The 14969-nt window shown below is 64.3% G+C and carries 15 protein-coding genes; 1 reads left to right on the plus strand and 14 read right to left on the minus strand.

Features of this window, described 5'->3' with window-relative positions; genetic code table 11:
* Positions 1-78 precede the first annotated feature (78 nt).
* Both EBMC1_RS02635 and EBMC1_RS18620 read right to left on the minus strand, forming a co-directional pair.
* Positions 79-1467: a DEAD/DEAH box helicase gene (locus tag EBMC1_RS02635; RefSeq protein ID WP_003040121.1), complete on the minus strand. Its 1389-nt coding sequence runs from the start codon at positions 1465-1467 to the stop codon at positions 79-81.
* Positions 1468-1607: 140 nt separating this feature from the next.
* On the minus strand, positions 1608-1823 hold the full coding sequence (locus EBMC1_RS18620; RefSeq protein WP_196795384.1) for a hypothetical protein: 216 nt from the start codon (positions 1821-1823) through the stop codon (positions 1608-1610).
* Between EBMC1_RS18620 and EBMC1_RS02640 the strand changes: the two genes are divergently transcribed.
* On the plus strand, positions 1801-3273 hold the full coding sequence (locus EBMC1_RS02640; RefSeq protein ID WP_003040124.1) for a glycerol kinase: 1473 nt from the start codon (positions 1801-1803) through the stop codon (positions 3271-3273). The genes EBMC1_RS18620 and EBMC1_RS02640 overlap by 23 nt on opposite strands.
* Before the next feature lie 34 nt (positions 3274-3307).
* Here EBMC1_RS02640 and rpmE read toward each other — a convergent pair whose 3' ends face one another.
* From rpmE to rpsB, 12 genes are all read right to left on the minus strand, one after another.
* A complete protein-coding gene (gene rpmE, locus EBMC1_RS02645; protein WP_003040127.1) occupies positions 3308-3535 on the minus strand; it encodes a 50S ribosomal protein L31 in 228 nt (75 codons plus the stop codon).
* 139 nt (positions 3536-3674) lie between these two features.
* Complete coding sequence (gene fabZ, locus EBMC1_RS02650) at positions 3675-4148, minus strand: 3-hydroxyacyl-ACP dehydratase FabZ (RefSeq protein WP_003040130.1); 474 nt, start codon at positions 4146-4148, stop codon at positions 3675-3677.
* A gap of 6 nt (positions 4149-4154) precedes the next feature.
* Positions 4155-4838: an OmpH family outer membrane protein gene (locus tag EBMC1_RS02655; RefSeq protein ID WP_003040132.1), complete on the minus strand. Its 684-nt coding sequence runs from the start codon at positions 4836-4838 to the stop codon at positions 4155-4157.
* On the minus strand, positions 4838-7531 hold the full coding sequence (bamA, locus tag EBMC1_RS02660; RefSeq protein WP_003040136.1) for an outer membrane protein assembly factor BamA: 2694 nt from the start codon (positions 7529-7531) through the stop codon (positions 4838-4840). The genes EBMC1_RS02655 and bamA overlap by 1 nt, the downstream gene beginning before the upstream one ends.
* Positions 7532-7604: 73 nt before the next feature.
* Positions 7605-8738, minus strand: coding sequence for an RIP metalloprotease RseP (gene rseP, locus EBMC1_RS02665; RefSeq protein WP_003040139.1), 1134 nt, complete (start codon positions 8736-8738; stop codon positions 7605-7607).
* On the minus strand, positions 8731-9891 hold the full coding sequence (locus EBMC1_RS02670; RefSeq protein WP_003040142.1) for a 1-deoxy-D-xylulose-5-phosphate reductoisomerase: 1161 nt from the start codon (positions 9889-9891) through the stop codon (positions 8731-8733). The genes rseP and EBMC1_RS02670 overlap by 8 nt, the downstream gene beginning before the upstream one ends.
* 1 nt (position 9892) lies before the next feature.
* Positions 9893-10570 (minus strand): phosphatidate cytidylyltransferase, encoded by a 678-nt coding sequence (locus EBMC1_RS02675; RefSeq protein ID WP_003040145.1) that lies wholly within the window; start codon positions 10568-10570, stop codon positions 9893-9895.
* 3 nt (positions 10571-10573) lie between these two features.
* On the minus strand, positions 10574-11260 hold the full coding sequence (uppS, locus tag EBMC1_RS02680; RefSeq protein ID WP_003040149.1) for a polyprenyl diphosphate synthase: 687 nt from the start codon (positions 11258-11260) through the stop codon (positions 10574-10576).
* Positions 11261-11382: 122 nt separating this feature from the next.
* Positions 11383-11937, minus strand: coding sequence for a ribosome recycling factor (frr, locus tag EBMC1_RS02685; RefSeq protein ID WP_003040152.1), 555 nt, complete (start codon positions 11935-11937; stop codon positions 11383-11385).
* A 23-nt stretch (positions 11938-11960) separates the two neighbouring features.
* The gene (gene pyrH / locus EBMC1_RS02690) at positions 11961-12683 is read right to left on the minus strand and encodes a UMP kinase (protein ID WP_003040155.1); all 723 of its coding nucleotides are present in this window, start codon (positions 12681-12683) and stop codon (positions 11961-11963) included.
* Between the two features lie 115 nt (positions 12684-12798).
* Entirely contained in the window at positions 12799-13725 is a 927-nt protein-coding gene (gene tsf, locus EBMC1_RS02695) for a translation elongation factor Ts (protein ID WP_003040157.1), read from the minus strand.
* A gap of 130 nt (positions 13726-13855) precedes the next feature.
* A complete protein-coding gene (rpsB, locus tag EBMC1_RS02700) occupies positions 13856-14665 on the minus strand; it encodes a 30S ribosomal protein S2 (RefSeq protein WP_003040161.1) in 810 nt (269 codons plus the stop codon).
* Between the last annotated feature and the right edge of the window lie 304 nt (positions 14666-14969).

The following is a 14969-nucleotide window of genomic DNA, read 5'->3' on the forward strand; positions in this document are numbered from 1 at the left end:
CCTCGCCCTGAGCAAAATCGCTTCAAACCTCGAACGCGGAATGAATGGGTCCTGACCCTAGCGTGCCGGGGGCGGGCGTCAACCGACCCGCTTCACCGATCCCTTGTGCGCCCCGACCCCGCCGCGCGGACGAAAGCGACGCTTGCGCTGCGGCTGTGCGCCGTCGCCGGCCGCTGCCTCGCGGCGCGGGCCGCGATGGCCGCCGTCGCGCGAACCGCTCTCGCCATGCCCCTTGCGGCGCTGCGCATCGTCGCGCTGGCGCTGCGGGTCACGACCCTTGCTGCCGGTGTCGCGCGGCGGCTGTGCCGGCTTGGGCAGATTGCGAACCATCTCGCCGAAATTGTCGGGCAGCTTCGCCGGCTCGGCCTTGGTCCGCGTCACGCGTTCGATATCGCGCAGATAGGGACGCTCGTCAGGCGCGACAAAGCTGATCGCAACACCCTCCGCCCCGGCGCGCGCGGTGCGGCCGATGCGATGAACATATTGTTCGGGGACGTTCGGGATCTCGAAATTGATCACATGGCTGACCCCCGACACGTCGATGCCGCGCGCCGCAATGTCGGTCGCGACGAGCAAACGGACCTGACCCGAACGGAACGCCTGCAGCGCGGTCGTGCGCTGCGCCTGGCTCTTGTTGCCGTGGATCGCAAAGGCTTCGATGCCCGCGCCCTTCAAATGGCGGACGACGCGATCGGCGCCGTGCTTCGTGCGCGTAAAGATCAGGGCGCGGTCGATGTCCTCGCTACGCAGCACATGGTGGAGAAGCGCCTGCTTTTCCTTCTGCTCGACAAAGGTCACGCGCTGGCGAATCTTTTCGGCAGTCGTCGCCTGCGGCGCGACCGACACGGTGACCGGATCGTTCAGGAACTGATCAGCAAGGCCCGCAATCTCCTTCGGCATCGTCGCCGAAAAGAAGAGGTTCTGGCGCCGCGACGGCAGCAGCTTGGCAACACGGCGCAGCGAATGGATGAAGCCCATGTCCATCATCTGGTCGGCTTCATCGAGGACGAAGATTTCGACATCGTCCATGCGCAGCGCACGCTGATCGATCAGGTCGAGCAGGCGGCCCGGGGTGGCGACGAGAATATCGACGCCCTGCGCAAGGTCACGAATCTGCTTGTTGATCGGCACGCCGCCGAACACGGTCGAAACGCGCAGCTTGGTGAAACGACCATAGTCGCGGCAGCTCTGCGCAATCTGCGCCGCGAGTTCGCGCGTCGGCGCCAGCACCAGCATGCGGCAGCCGCGCGGATTGGCGCGATGCGGATAGGTCAGCAGATGGTGGATCGACGGCAGCGAGAAACCGGCCGTCTTGCCAGTACCCGTCTGCGCGATGCCACACAGATCGCGGCCCTTCATCAGCGGCGGGATCGCCTGCGTCTGGATCGGGGTCGGGGTTGTATAATCCTTGGCGGCAAGCGCGCGATTGATGTCGGCGTGCAGGCCAAAGTCGTTGAAACTTGTCATAACATACTCACAATGAGCGACGCGCACAGCGCCCGTTCGCATCGAACGGACGGCGCACGGCCGCGGGTTCGAAACGACCCGCGTGAAAGGGTGCCTCAAGGGACAAAGCGCGGTGCCGGCTCGTCCCGCGCTGGCGGCCTTTACGGCGCCTCGGGCGGGAAAATCACGCTGCCGGTGGTTGCGGCGGTGAAGTCCGCCATGCTGCGCTGCACAAGCATATGGCGAATATTACGCGAAATTGCAAGATGATTGCTCGGGCCGGGATTGCCCCCCTCGCCGGTTCGTGCTGATCTTGTTCCTGCAAGACCGAATAAAGGGGAGAGCCGGAGCGCCATGCCGGAAAAGATTATCGTCATCGACGAAGGCACGACATCGACCCGCGCCATGCTTTTCGACGCGAGCGGTACGCCGCACGGCAGCGCGCAGCGCGAGTTTCGCCAGCATTATCCGGGCCCCGGCCTCGTCGAACATGATGCCGAGGAAATATGGCAGGCGACCCTCGCGTGCACGCGCACGATGATCGAAAAGGCCGGCGGCGCGGCCAATATTGCCGCGATCGGCATCACCAACCAGCGCGAAACGATCGTGTTCTGGGACCGGACGACCGGCCGGCCGCTCGCCCCCGCGATTGTTTGGCAGGATCGGCGGACCGCCGCCGATTGCGCGAAGCTCAAGGAGGCCGGTCACGAACCGGCGGTGCAGGCCAAGAGCGGTTTGCTGCTCGATCCCTATTTTTCCGGCAGCAAGATCGGCTGGGCGCTGCGCAACTGGCCGCAGTTGGCCCAGGCGGGCGATCGGCTCGCCGTCGGGACGATCGAATCCTATCTCGTCTATCGCCTGACCGGCGGCGCGCATGTGACCGACGCAACCAATGCCTCACGCACGCTGTTGATGGCGATCGACGGCGATGGGGGCTGGGACGGCGGCCTGTGCGACCTGTTCGGCGTTCCCATGCGACTGCTGCCCGAAATCGTCGATTGCACCGCAACGGTCGGCACCACCGACCCGGAGCTGTTCGGCGGCGCGATCCCGATTGCGGGGATGGCGGGCGACCAACAGGCGGCAACGATCGGCCAGGCCTGTCTGGAACCGGGACAGACCAAGGCAACCTTCGGCACCGGCGCCTTCATCCTGTCGGCGAGCGGCACGGAACGGCCGCATTCGGCCAACCGGCTGCTCGCGACGATATTGGTTCAGGAAAACGGGCGCCGCAGCTATGCGCTCGAAGGATCGGTATTCGTGGCGGGAAGCCTGATAAAGTGGCTCCGTGACGGCCTCGGCCTGCTTGCGAACGTAGGCGAGAGCGAGGCGCTGGCCCGCTCGGTTCCGGATAATGGCGGTGTTTATCTGGTCCCCGCGCTTGCAGGACTCGGTGCGCCGCACTGGCGACCCGATGCGCTCGCTGCAATATCGGGGCTGAGTTTCGCAAGTGGCAAGGCGCATGTCGCGCGCGCCGCGCTGGAAGCACAAGCCTATCAGGCGCATGATCTGAAAGCCGCCTTCGCGGCCGATGGCGTCGATTGGGCCGATCTGCGGATCGACGGCGGCATGGCGGCGAACGACTGGATGGCGCAGGATCTGGCCGACATGCTCGCCTTGATCGTCGAGCGACCCGAATTTGTCGAAAGCACCGCCCTCGGCGCCGCGATGCTGGCGGCCTGCGGCGCGGGACTCTACCCCGACCTCGCCACCGCCGCGGGGACGATGCGCGGGCGTGCGACGCGCTTCATCCCGGCGCTGAACGACGCGCAACGCAAAACGCGCCTTGCCGGCTGGCAAAGCGCGCTCGCGAAAATCTTGACCTGATCGTCGCCCCTGCGAAGGCGGGGGGTGACGTCGATCAGCGCTTGAGGGTAAGGCCGCCGAAGCGCTTGTTGAACTTGGCGACCTGGCCGCCCTGATCGAGCAGGCGCTGGTTGCCGCCGGTCCACGCCGGGTGCGCGGTGGGGTCGATTTCGAGCGTCATCACGTCACCTTCGCTGCCCCAGGTCGAGCGCGTCTGATATTCGGTGCCGTCGGTCATCTTGACCGTGATCATGTGATAGGCCGGATGGATGTCTTTTTTCATGTCTTAAGCTCCTGTGCCGCTGGTTTCCGACCAGCGGCGTGAGTCGGTACGATCCCCGCAGGGGGCCGCGAAGCGGCTGCCCCTAACGACGAACGGAAGGAATTGCAACCCGCCGTATTGCCGGGCGAGCGCGTATCATTCAATCGCTCGGCGGATCGGCGATCATTGCGGTGAACTGGCATTCGGTTGCCAGTTGATCGCCCAGCATCGCCCGGCCTTCGAACTTGCAGATGTTCCGCTTGGCCTGCAGGATCGTGACGTGCAGGTCGAGCAGATGGCCCGGCTCCACGGGTTTGCGGAACTTAACCCCGTCGATCCCCATGAAATAGACGAGCTTGCCCGACCCTGCGAGTCCCAGCGATTCGATAGCGAGCACCCCGCCCGCCTGCGCCAGCGCCTCGATAATGAGGACGCCGGGCATGATCGGCCGACCGGGAAAATGACCCTGGAAAAAGGGCTCGTTGATCGTGACCGCCTTCACCGCATGGATGCTGGTGTCGCGGACCATCGATTCGACGCGGTCGACGAGCAGCATCGGGTAACGATGCGGAAGCAGACTCAGGATCCGGCGGATATCCGCCGGACCCATCATCTTGTCATCGCTGTCGGTCATGCGCGCTTAGCGGGTGACCGGCGGCGTGCCGCCCGACGCAGCCGGCTGGGCAGCCGCGGCGGCGCGTGCCTGGTCCATCGCCTGCTGGTTCTTCTGCTGCACGAGCTGGCCGGGCTTGTAACCCGCCGGCGGCGTGATCGACACGTTCGGCAGAATGCGGTTAAGTTCGGTAACGACCGCATCGGTGATGTCGGTGCTCGGGTCGCGCGCCAGCACGGCGTCGGGCTGCAGCAGCAGGTCGACCTTCTTGGCGGTCATCGCGGCGCGGATCGCCTCGTTCATGCGAACGCTGATCTGATCCTCAACATAGGCGATCGCGAGGTCGACAGGTTCGCCGATCTTGTTAAGCTCGGCGGAAGCCGACTGGCGCTTGTCCTGCACGGCCTTGGCAGCGGCTTGGAGCGCAGCCTGATTCTGCGGCGTCTTCTTCGCTTCTTCATTATATTTCGCCACCAGCACGTTCAGTTCGGCCTGCAGCGTCTGACCGCGGGTTTCCTGCTGGTCGATCTGTGCCTTATAGGTCGTCTGGATCTGCTGCGATGCGACAGTGAAGGCGTTCGAACGCGAGGCCGCAACGCGAACGTCGGCGAGCGCGACCGATTTCGCCTGTGCAATGGCCGGAGCCGACAGAAGCGGCGAAACCGAAAGCGCGGCAATGGCAAGCGCCGAAGCGGCAATAATTTTCTTCATCAGAATTGTGTTCCTACGTTGAATGAGAAGCGTTTCGTATCGTCACCCTCTTCTTTGCGGAGGGCGTAAGCGAAGTCGATCCGGAAAGGACCAAACGGAGAGTTCCAGTTGACGCCAGCGCCAATCGCGACGCGCGGTTTCCAGCTGTCGCCCAGATAGCGTTCCTCGAATGGTGCCAGCGGCGTGAAGCCGTTGGTGGCGTCGCAAGTGGTATATTGCCCAGTCGGCGTCACCACACCGGTCGTTGTGTCGGTGACGACGGTCTGACTCGCAAAGGTCGTCGCGCCGGTCGAGGCATTACGGCAAAGATATTTGGTGATACCATCGGCCGGGTCTCTGAAATCGGCCAGCGTTGTCAGCGTCGGGCGCTTAACGCCCCAGACCGACCCGAAGTCGAGGAATACCGACGGGCGAAGGCCAAGCTCCTTCGCGCCGCTGCCGAGCGGAATATCGACCTCAAACCGCCCCTTGTAATAGGCGCGTCCGCCCAAGGCGTCGTCGACGCGGGCATTGTCCGACGTGTCGAGGATCGGGTTCATGGGATCGGTCAGATCGACATTGCCGTAGCGCACGACGCGGGGGCCGACGCCGCGGATGTCGAAGCCGCGCAGTTGCGGTTCGCCAAGGAAAAAGCGGTCGGTCAAACGCACCTTGTCGCTGGTCGGCGACGGAGCATCGCCAAGGGGATAGATATAGCCGCCTTCGGCCGAGATGTTCAGGATGAACTTGCTGCCGAGGTTGAAATGCTTGCTCGCCGTCGCGGTCGTCCGGACATACCGAACACTGCCGCCGAGGCCGGCAAAATCCTGTCCCAGCGTGAAGGACTGACCGCGCGTCGGGCGCAGGCGGTTGTCGCGATCGTCATAGGCGATGGTGTAGCCGACGAGCGACGTCGTGCGCTTGCCGATCGCGTCGCAAAGATAGCGGCCGGCGACCAGCGGGTCGCAATTGCCCCCGAAATAATAGAGATTCTTGTCGAGCGTCACATCGTCGAGATTGAGGCTGTAGCGACCGAACACCGACATGAATTCGGTAAGCGGAACGCCCATATTGACTTGGAAACCCGTCGTAATCTGCTGGAAGGTCGTCTGGCGGTTGTTGTTGATGAAGTTGAACGAGTTGAGGTCGCGGCGATAGATGCTGCCGCCAAGCGAGATGTTGCGGTCGAACAGATAAGGCTCGGTGAAACCAAGCTCTACCGACTTCGAATAGCTCGAATAATTGACCGATGCCTGAAGCTGCTGGCCGAGACCGCGGAAGTTGCGCTGGCGGATCGACGCCTGGAGCAGAAAATTCTCGATCGACGAGAAACCAGCGGAAAGCGACAATTCGCCTGTCGGCTTTTCTTCGACATTGGTTTCGAGGATGATGCGATCTGGGGTCGAGCCTTCCTTGCGCTCGATCTCCAGCTTGTCCTGGAAATAGCCAAGGCTGTTCAGGCGGTTCTCGGTGCGCTTGACCCCGAAGCTGTTGAAGGCGTCACCTTCGTTGAGGCGAAACTCGCGGCGCACCACCTTGTCATGCGTCAGCGTATTGCCGTTGACGTCGATGCGCTCGACATAGGTGCGCGGGCTTTCGCCGACGTCGAAAGTGATCGCCATCGTCCGCGTTTCGGGATCGCGGCGGAATTCGGGATTGATGTCGGCGAAGGCATAGCCGAAGAGGCCGGCGGTTTCGCTCAGGCTTTCCACCGTATCTTCCACAAGCTTGGCGTCGTACCAGTCGCCCGTCTTCATCGGCAGCAGGCGCTTCAGCGTCTCCGGCTTGAAGTCGCGCAGCTGGCTCTTCACGTCGATGTCGCCGAATTTGTAGCGCTCGCCTTCCTCCACCACATAGGTGATGATGAAGTCCTGCTTGTTGCTGGTCAGCTCCGCCACCGCCGAAATCACGCGGAAGTCGGCATAGCCGTGCTGGAGATAGAAGAGGCGCAGCTTCTGCTGGTCATAGGCCAGACGATCGGGATCGTAGGTCGTGTTCGACGACAGGATATTGCCGAGGCTGGCCTGCTTCGTCGCCATTTCGCCGCGCAGTTCGCCGTCGCTGAACTGTTCGTTGCCGATGATGTTGATCTGGCGGACCTTCGACTTCGGCCCTTCGTCGATCTCGAACACCACATCGACGCGGTTCTGGTCGAGCTGGACCATCTTGGGATCGACGGTCGCGGCGAAGCGGCCCTGCCGCTTGTAGAGTTCGATGATACGCGCGACGTCGGCGCGGACCTTCGAGCGGGTGAAAATCTGCCGCGGCGCAAGCTTGATCTCGGGCCGGATCTTGTCTTCCTTCAGCCGCTTGTTGCCTTCGAGGATGACGCGGTTGATGACGGGGTTTTCCGTCACCTGGATCGTCAGCGCGCCATTGTCATCGCTGATCTGATAATCCTTGAACAATTCGGTCGACGCCAGATCCTTGAGTGCCTGGTCGAGTACCGAACGGTCATAGGGCTGCCCCACGCGCAGGCGCAGATAGGAGAGGATCGTCTGCGCCTCGAGCCGCTGGTTGCCGACGACGGTGATCGTCTTGATCGTGGCCGCGGTCGGTGCCGCCTCGGTCGGCGGAACGGGCAGCGTCGATGTCACCGGCGGCGGGGCGACCTGCGCCAGCGCCGCAACCGGCCACGCCAGCATCGACCCGGTCAAAAGCACCGCGGTCAGTCGCGTCCGTGCCGAAAATTTCTGTGAAGCCACACCGTTCATCCCGCAAAAATCCGTATCCCTGCGCCCAGGTCCCGCTCCGGCCCAAGTGCGCGCTCTCCCTGCCTTAGTCTGGCTATCCAATCAAGCGGGCGATCCTGTCCCAAACGCCAATTGAGCCCAAATCGTTGAAAGTCACGACCAGCATCAACGTCACGATCACCGCAAAACCGAATCTGAACGCCCACTCCTGCGCCTGCGGCGGCGCCGGCCGCCTCCGAATTGCTTCATAGCCGTAGAAAAGCAGATGGCCACCATCGAGCATGGGCAATGGCAACAGATTTATGAACCCCAGATTGATGGAAACGAAAGCGACGAAGAAGATCAGGCTGGAAAGCCCCAGCGTCGCCATCTCGCCCGATTGTTTCGCGATCTTGAGCGGGCCGCCCATTTCCTTGACCGACCGCTGCCCGGTGAGGAATTGCCCCAATATATCCCCGGTCAACCGCACGATACCCCAGGTCTGGGCCGCGCCAGCCTGAACGGCCGCGAGCGGATTGACAGGTTCCAAGGCAATCTCACCCGATCGGATGCCGATCACCGCGCGTTCGCCCTTGTTGCCGAAGCGATCGGTTTCGGTGATGACGCGCGGCCGCAGCAGCACATCGATGCGTTCGCCGCCGCGCTGGATCGCAAGCTCGGCGGGTTTGCCAAGGTCGAAGGCCACGGCCATCGGAATGTCGTCGAATTTCTCGATCGCGCCGCCGTTGATCGCCACGATCCGGTCGCCGACCCGCAGATCGGCGGCTTCGGCCGCGCTGCCCGGCTCCACCGCGCCAACGACGGGGGGCGTCGTCGGCACGCCATAAGCCATGTTGAAGGCGGCAAAGATCGCGATGGCGAACAGGAAATTGGTCACCGGCCCCGCGAGCACGATGAGAGCGCGTTTCCAGACCGGCTGCGCGGGAAAGCTGTGCGATCGTTCTTCGGCGGGCATATTGTGCCAGTTGGCGTCGGGCTGGCTCACCGCATCGCGGTCGCCCGCGAACTGGACATAGCCGCCAAGCGGCAGCCAGCCGATCTTCCATTCGGTGCCGCGCTTGTCGGTCCAGCCGAGGATCTTGCGCCCGAAACCGATCGAAAAGGTGTCGGCTTTCACCCCGCACCAGCGGCCGACGATGTAATGGCCATATTCGTGCACGAACACGAGCGGGCCGAGCACGACCAGAAACGCAAGAATGGTGAACAGGAAACCGGGCGACTCAAGCATGTTCGAGTTGGTCCACAAAATGCTGCGCGGCCGCGCGGGATGCGGCGTCGACGCTGAATATGTCCTGAAGCGCACCCGGCACGGCGGGCGCATCGGCATCGAGGACGCGCTTTACCGTGTCGATGATTGCCGGAAAGGATATCCGCCCCGCAAGGAAGGCGGCGACCGCCACCTCGTTGGCGGCGTTGAGCTGCGCGGGCCGCGCGCCGCCCTCGGCGATCGCGGCGCGGCACAGCGCCGTCGCCGGAAAGCGCTCCTCGTCCGGCGCTTCGAAATCGAGCCGCGCGATGGCGGCAAGATCGAGCGGCGCGCACGGCGTCGCCATACGCTGCGGCCAGGCGAGCGCGCTCGCGATCGGAATGCGCATATCGGGCGATCCGATCTGCGCCAGCGTCGAACAATCGACATATTCGACGAGGCTGTGGATCACCGATTGCGGGTGAACGAGGATTTCGATCCGGTCGAGGCCGACGGGAAAGAGATGATGCGCCTCGATCAGTTCGAGGCCCTTGTTCATCATCGTCGCCGAATCGACGCTGATCTTGGCGCCCATCGACCAATTGGGGTGCGCGACCGCCTGCGCCGGGGTGACGCGCGCCATCGCCTCGGCCGGCATCGTGCGGAAGGGACCGCCGCTCGCGGTCAGAATGATGCGCCGCACCTGATCGAGACGTCCGCCCGCCAGGCACTGAAAGATCGCATTATGTTCGGAATCGACCGGCAGGATCGTCGCGCCGGACCGCTGCGCCGCCGCGATCATCAACTCGCCCGCCGACACCAGCGATTCCTTGTTCGCCAGCGCCACGTCGCACCCGGCCTCGATCGCCGCCATCGTAGGCGCGAGCCCGGCGGTACCGACAATCGCGGCGAGCACCAGATCGGCGGGAAGCCGCGCAGCGTCGACCAATGCGTCGGCGCCCGCCGCCACGCCGATATGCGTGTCCGCCAGCGCCGCCTTGAGCTCGTAATGGCGCGCGGCATCGCCGATCACGGCGACTTCGGGGGTGAACTCGCGCGCCAGACGCGCCAGTTCGGCAACGTCGCTGTTGGCGCTGAGCACGACGATCTGCCATGCATCGCGGTCGCGGCGCACGAGGTCGAGGGCCGATTGCCCGACCGAACCCGTTGCGCCAAAGACCGAGAGGCGGCGCATGTCAGCCGGCCGCCCGGACCGCGATCTGACCCGCGACGGCGAGTGCACCGAGAATGAGCGCGACGGGCAGCAAGCCGTCGACGCGGTCGAAAATGCCGCCATGCCCCGGAATCAGCTTGCCCGAATCCTTGACCCCGGCGCGGCGCTTCATCCAGCTTTCGCCGAGATCGCCAAGCTGCGCGAGGAGGCCCATGAACAGGCCGATCCACAGCGGGACGCCGATAATCTGGCCGCGGTCGCCGATCGTCGCGCTCGCAATCAGCGCCGCGATCATGCCGCCGACGAGCCCCGACCAGGTTTTCGAGGGGCTGATCGTCGGCGCGAGCCGCGCGCCGCCAAAGGCGCGTCCGGCAAAATAGGCGCCGATGTCGGTCGCCCAGACCATGCCGAACACCCACAGCGCCGCCGTCATCCCCAGATTCTGCCGGATATACCAGAGCCCACCGATCGCCCCGATGACGAGCAGCAATCCGAGCGCCGAGAAGGCCGCCTTGCCGCCGCTGCCGAGCCCCATCGCGCGGACGAGCTGGAACCATTCGACCAGCAGCAGCGCGCCGCCGACGAGCAGGAGCAGGCCGAAGGCGATGCCGCCGAACCACAGAGCGGTGCCGGCGATCGCGAACAGGATGATCGCTGACCCGATGCGCACCCACAGATCCGACTTAGCTGCGCCCGCCATGCCTTATAATCCTCCGAAACGGCGCTCGCGCGCCGCAAAATGATCGAGCGCCGCCTTGAGGTCGGCGGGTTTGAAATCGGGCCATAGCCGATCGGTGAAATAAAGCTCGGCATAAGCCGCCTGCCACAGCAGGAAATTCGACAGCCTCACTTCGCCCGACGTGCGGATCAACAGGTCGAGCGGCGGCATGTCGGCGGTGTCGAGATGCGCCGCGATCGTCTCGGCACTGATCTCGCCTTCCGCCGCCGCGGCCTTTGCCGCCCGCACCAGTTCATCCTGCGCGCCATAATTGAGCGCGACCGCCAGCGTGGTGCGCCGGTTATGCGCGGTGCGCGCGATCGCATCCTCGATCAGTGCGACGACATCGGGCGCGAGCGCGCGCCAATCGCCGATGATCTTGAGCCGCACGTCATTGGCGGCAAATTCGTCGATATCGCTGACGATGAACCGCTTGAGCAGGCCCATCAGATCGCTGACCTCGTCCTCGGGCCGCTTCCAGTTTTCGGACGAAAAGGCATAGAGGGTCAGCGCCTCGATCCCCAGGTCGCCGGCCGCGCGCACGATCGTGCGCACCGCCTCGACCCCCGCGCGATGACCGGCGATGCGCGGCAGGTGGCGCTTCTTGGCCCAGCGGCCGTTGCCATCCATGATGATGGCGACATGGCGGGCACCGTGATGCGTTTCGGACACCGGAAAAGCCTAAGACTCCGTTCGCCCTGAGCTTGTCGACGGGCCGTTCTTTGCTGGGCAAGAAAAGGACGGGGCTTCGACAGGCTCAGCCCGAACGGCCGAGAGGGTAGCGCGGAGGAGCACTAGCCCAGAATTTCCTTTTCCTTCGCTGCCGCCGCCGCATCGATTTCGGCGATCGTCGCGTCGGTCAGCTTCTGCACTTCGGTTTCGGCGCGCTTGCGCTCGTCCTCGCTGATTTCCTTCTTCGCCTCGTCCTGCTTCAGATTGTCCATGCCGTCGCGGCGGACGTTGCGGGCGGCGACGCGCGCCTTTTCGGCATATTGCCCGGCAAGCTTCGACAATTCCTTGCGGCGTTCCTGCGTCATTTCGGGGATCGGCAAGCGGAGAAGCTGGCCATCGACGATCGGGTTGAGGCCGAGCCCGGCCGAGCGGATCGCCTTGTCCACCGGGCCGACGTTCGACTTGTCCCACACCTGCACCGCCAGCATGCGCGGTTCGGGCGCGCTGACCGAGGCGACCTGGTTGAGCGGCATATGGCTGCCGTAGACCTCGACCGTCACCGGATCGAGCAGCGCCGAATTGGCGCGGCCGGTGCGCAGCCCCGCAAGGTCGTGCTTCAGCGATTCGACCGCGCCGTGCATGCGGCGCTCCAAGTCGGCCTTGTCATATTTCGCCATCTGTCTTTCCTCTCTTGATCGTTTCAGGCCGCGCCGCCGACCACGGTGGCGACGCCCTCGCCGGCCAGCACCCGCGCCAGATTTCCGGCTTCGCGAATGTTGAACACGACGATCGGAATATTATTGTCGCGGCACAAGGCCACGGCGCTCGCGTCCATCACCTTCAGATTGTCGGCGAGGACACGGTCATAGCTCAGGCTGTCGTAGCGCACCGCGCTCGGATCCTGTTTCGGATCGGCGTTATAGACGCCATCGACGCTGGTGCCTTTCAGCAACGCATCGCATTTCATTTCCGCCGCGCGCAGCGCCGCGCCGCTGTCGGTCGTGAAATAGGGCGCACCGACGCCCGCGGCAAAAATGACAACGCGGCCCTTTTCGAGGTGGCGTTCGGCGCGGCGGCGGATCACCGGTTCGCACACCTTGTCCATCTCGATCGCCGACTGGACGCGGGTCTGGACGCCGAGCTGCTCGAGCGCATTCTGCATGGCAAGCGCATTCATCACCGTCGCCAGCATGCCCATATAGTCGGCCTGTGCGCGGTCCATGCCCTTCGCCGCCCCCGCCATGCCGCGAAAGATATTGCCGCCGCCGATGACGAGGCAGATTTCGAGGCCGCGATCCTTCGCTTCCTTGACCTCGGCCGCCATGCTCGCGACCGTTGCGGGATCGATCCCGAAGGGCGTCGGCCCCATCAGCGCCTCGCCCGACAATTTGAGCAGGATGCGTTTCATGCCGGGCAATGCCATGTCGGGGGGAACCTCTTGCAAACTCGTAATATGCGAATGGCGCGCACCCTAGAGAGAGTGCGCGCCATTGCCAAGCGGACTGCGGCGCCCCAAGCGCAGCAATCCGGTTCTTCTTTTAGACGCCCGCGGCGGCGGCGACTTCGGCGGCGAAGTCGCTCTCTTCCTTCTCGATGCCTTCGCCGAGCTGGAAGCGGATGAAGCCGGTCAGCGTGATCGTCGCGCCGACATCCTTGCCCGCAGCGGCGACGACTTCGGCGACCGGCGTCTTGCCGTCCATCACGAAGAGCTGCGACAGCAGCGCATTTTCCTTGCGGAACTTGGCGATCGACCCATCGACCATCTTCGCGACGATCTCGGCCGGCTTGCCCGACTGGGCCGCCTTTTCTTCCGCGATCGCCCGTTCACGCGCGACGAGATCGGCGTCGAGATCGTCGCCGTTCAGCGCCAGCGGGTTGGCGGCGGCGACATGCATCGCAAGCTGCTTGGCCAGCGGTTCGAGAACGTCGGCGCCAGCGGTCGATTCGAGCGCGACGAGCACGCCGATCTTGCCCATGCCCGGCGCCGCGGCATTGTGGACATAGCCGGTCACGACGCCCGAGTTCACCGACAGGATCGCGGCGCGGCGCAGCGACTGATTCTCGCCGATCGTGGCGATGTTGTTGGTGAGCTGTTCGGCGACCGTGCCACCCGTCGGGTAGCCGGCGGCGGCGAGCGTTTCGATGTCGGTGATGCCTTCGGCGAGCGCGACCTGCGTCACGTCGCGAACGAACGCCTGGAACTGTTCGTTCTTGGCAACGAAGTCGGTTTCGCTGTTGACTTCGACGACGGCACCCTTGGTGCCGTCGGCGGCAACGCCGACCAGACCTTCGGCAGCGACGCGGCCGGCCTTCTTGGCGGCGGCGGCAAGGCCCTTGGTGCGCAGCCAGTCGATCGACGCTTCGATGTCGCCGTTGTTTTCGGCAAGCGCCTTCTTGCAGTCCATCATGCCTGCGCCGGTGCGGTCGCGCAGTTCCTTGACGAGAGCGGCCGTAATTTCAGCCATCGGATGTTCCTTTCAAAAGGGCGGGCGCAATTGGACCCGCGGGACGCCCGCGCGCATGGCGGGGCGATAAGTCAAAGGGATGACAGGGGCGACCGCCGATCGGCGCGCCGCCCCGTCATGCCGCACGGGCTCAGGCGTCGGCCTGGCGCTCGGTTTCGGCAGCCGCTTCGGCCGGGACCTGTTCGTCCTCGGTCAGCACGGGCTCGGCAACGGGTTCGACCGCCGCACCCAGATCTTCGCCGCGATCGGCGCGGGCCTGCTGGCCGCCGCGGGTCGCCGCCTGGGCAACCGCTTCGCAGTAAAGACGGATCGCGCGCGCCGCATCGTCGTTCGCCGGAACGGGGAAAGCGATGCCATCGGGCGAGACGTTCGAATCGAGGATCGCGACGACCGGGATGCCAAGGACGTTGGCTTCCTTGATCGCCAGCTCTTCCTTGTTCGCGTCGATCACGAACATCACGTCGGGAATGCCGCCCATGTCGCGAATGCCGCCGAGGCTGAGCTCGAGCTTGTCGCGTTCGCGCGTCTTGTTGAGCACTTCCTTCTTGGTCAGGCCCGAGGTGTCGCCCGAAAGCTGTTCTTCGAGCGACTTGAGGCGCTTGATCGAGTTCGAGATCGTCTTCCAGTTGGTGAGCATGCCGCCCAGCCAGCGGTGGTTGACGAAGTGCTGACCCGAAGCGCGGGCCGCATCGGCGATCGGGCCCTGCGCCTGGCGCTTGGTGCCGACGAACAGCACCTTGCCGCCGGCGGCCGAGGTCGACGAGATGAAGTCGAGCGCACGCGCGAAGAGCGGCACGGTCTGCGACAGGTCGAGGATGTGGATGCCGTTGCGCGCGCCGAAGATATACGGCTTCATGCGCGGGTTCCAACGGTGAGTCTGGTGGCCGAAGTGGGCGCCAGCTTCGATAAGATTCTGCATCGTGACGACAGGAGCCGCCATAGTCTTTCTCCTTCCGGTTAGTCCTCTGAAAGGCAAGAACCGAGCGATCCGCTAGGGAATCATCCCGGCACCGGTATGTGCGCCTTCCATGTGGAATGGGCGGGCCGTTAGACGGCTTGCCCGCGAAAAGCAAGGCCCAAGCGTCGATTAGCCGCCCTGCCCGCTCGGTGCGCCTTGCACCGCGCCCGACTCAACTCATCGACAAAACATAACGCTTCGCCGCATTAGCATTGAGAACAAATAGAGAACATGGAACGAAAAGATCAGCAAAACCGTAGCTCCGGGCAAAGGTTTCGCACAGGGA

Origin of the sequence: Sphingopyxis sp. MC1, from assembly GCF_000371385.1 — a bacterium.
Classification (GTDB): Bacteria; Pseudomonadota; Alphaproteobacteria; order Sphingomonadales; family Sphingomonadaceae; genus Sphingopyxis; species Sphingopyxis terrae.

Coding starts and splice junctions, on each gene's coding strand:
- rpsB (WP_003040161.1), bottom strand. CDS start 14,665: ATGGCGGCTCCTGTCGTCACGATGCAGAATCTTATCGAAGCTGGCGCC.
- frr (WP_003040152.1), bottom strand. CDS start 11,937: ATGGCGAAATATGACAAGGCCGACTTGGAGCGCCGCATGCACGGCGCG.
- rseP (WP_003040139.1), bottom strand. CDS start 8,738: ATGCTTGAGTCGCCCGGTTTCCTGTTCACCATTCTTGCGTTTCTGGTC.
- EBMC1_RS02670 (WP_003040142.1), bottom strand. CDS start 9,891: ATGCGCCGCCTCTCGGTCTTTGGCGCAACGGGTTCGGTCGGGCAATCG.
- pyrH (WP_003040155.1), bottom strand. CDS start 12,683: ATGGCATTGCCCGGCATGAAACGCATCCTGCTCAAATTGTCGGGCGAG.
- bamA (WP_003040136.1), bottom strand. CDS start 7,531: ATGAACGGTGTGGCTTCACAGAAATTTTCGGCACGGACGCGACTGACC.
- rpmE (WP_003040127.1), bottom strand. CDS start 3,535: ATGAAAAAAGACATCCATCCGGCCTATCACATGATCACGGTCAAGATG.
- EBMC1_RS02635 (WP_003040121.1), bottom strand. CDS start 1,467: ATGACAAGTTTCAACGACTTTGGCCTGCACGCCGACATCAATCGCGCG.
- EBMC1_RS02640 (WP_003040124.1), top strand. CDS start 1,801: ATGCCGGAAAAGATTATCGTCATCGACGAAGGCACGACATCGACCCGC.
- tsf (WP_003040157.1), bottom strand. CDS start 13,725: ATGGCTGAAATTACGGCCGCTCTCGTCAAGGAACTGCGCGACCGCACC.
- EBMC1_RS18620 (WP_196795384.1), bottom strand. CDS start 1,823: ATGACGATAATCTTTTCCGGCATGGCGCTCCGGCTCTCCCCTTTATTC.
- EBMC1_RS02675 (WP_003040145.1), bottom strand. CDS start 10,570: ATGGCGGGCGCAGCTAAGTCGGATCTGTGGGTGCGCATCGGGTCAGCG.
- EBMC1_RS02655 (WP_003040132.1), bottom strand. CDS start 4,838: ATGAAGAAAATTATTGCCGCTTCGGCGCTTGCCATTGCCGCGCTTTCG.
- fabZ (WP_003040130.1), bottom strand. CDS start 4,148: ATGACCGACAGCGATGACAAGATGATGGGTCCGGCGGATATCCGCCGG.